The sequence below is a fragment of the Mesorhizobium sp. M0018 genome, from assembly GCF_040323955.1.
GTDB lineage: Bacteria > Pseudomonadota > Alphaproteobacteria > Rhizobiales > Rhizobiaceae > Mesorhizobium.
Genome location: NZ_JAMYVL010000080.1, coordinates 1 through 953, shown reverse-complemented (window position 1 = coordinate 953; position 953 = coordinate 1). Strand labels below are relative to the sequence as shown.

Below are 953 nucleotides of genomic sequence, written 5' to 3'. Positions count from 1 at the left end.
TTGGCCTGCCATTTGGCGATCCACTGCGCCAGGTCGCGTTTGACCTCGGCAAGGTCGCGCCGGTCGTAGAACCATCTGAGCTCCATCAGGCAATCGTCGTCGATCTTGCGCGGCACGTAGTCGAGCGCGTTTCTGAGGAAGTGCACGTAGCAGCGCTGCCAGACCGCCTCGGGCAGCACTTCGCGGATTGCCGCCGGCGAGCCCGCTTGAGCTCTGTCACGAACTCGCGCCGCTGTAGAGCGGGATTGAGATAATTGCTTTCGGTTATCCCGGTAAGCCTCATGGGAGCCGGTCTAGGGCCTCCGCAACTTTTACTCTCAGTTGTGCTTCGTCAACATAGAATCTAGGATTCTCTCTAATCAAGCTGATATCGGAAGTGTATGAGTCAATGTCAGCAAAGATCTCATCTATCACCTTAAACTCCTGCTCTGGGATGGCTCGCGTCTCATCCTTAAATTTCTTTAAGTAAATTTCTACCAACTTAGGAGCATCTATTTCCCTTGCGAGAAAGGTTTCAACCAACGCACGATATTCGCCAGATACGCTGCTCATAGTCCGCCTCCCAGTTTTCCGGTCGTCAAGACATATTCTAACTGCTTGGGACTGAGCTTCCATCCAGACAGGAGATTTCCTGAACTATCGCGAATGACATTCAAGCCGGTTTGCGGGTCGACGAAGTGCGTTACTGATTGCCCTTGATAAGCTCCTTGGATGGCAACGCTTTCAACTCGCCCTCTGCTCAGTCTAATTTCTCGATTGGTCATGGCACTCCCCTTCCACGGGAATAGGTAGTCGAAACGTCACCAGCGTGCCATGGCAGCTCGCCCCTCAGAGCAAGCCCCGTTCTCTCTCCAAAACTTTTTGCAGAACCTTCAGCACATCTGTGGACGCCCCCGTGAGCGCAAGAAGAATCTTCGAAAGGCAGTATAGCGGCGCGTAGTCGGGTGCTGACA

The 953-nt window shown here is 53.3% G+C and carries 2 protein-coding genes and 1 pseudogene; all 3 read right to left on the bottom strand.

All coding sequences use genetic code 11. The features are described 5' to 3' along the window. Positions 1-206, bottom strand: a pseudogene (locus tag NKJ81_RS32530) (transposase); the annotation flags it as partial. 73 nt (positions 207-279) lie between these two features. Beyond that, positions 280-552: a colicin immunity domain-containing protein gene (locus NKJ81_RS32525; protein ID WP_352474379.1), complete on the bottom strand. Its 273-nt coding sequence runs from the start codon at positions 550-552 to the stop codon at positions 280-282. Further along, positions 549-764 carry a colicin D domain-containing protein gene (locus NKJ81_RS32520; protein WP_352542983.1) on the bottom strand — a complete coding sequence of 72 codons (216 nt, stop codon included), beginning with the start codon at positions 762-764 and terminating at the stop codon, positions 549-551. Before NKJ81_RS32520 ends, NKJ81_RS32525 begins: the two co-directional genes overlap by 4 nt. Between the last annotated feature and the right edge of the window lie 189 nt (positions 765-953).

Bases quoted from the DNA above. Each gene is read 5' to 3' on its own strand.
- NKJ81_RS32525 (WP_352474379.1), bottom strand. From the start codon at position 552: ATGAGCAGCGTATCTGGCGAATATCGTGCGTTGGTTGAAACCTTTCTC.
- NKJ81_RS32520 (WP_352542983.1), bottom strand. From the start codon at position 764: ATGACCAATCGAGAAATTAGACTGAGCAGAGGGCGAGTTGAAAGCGTT.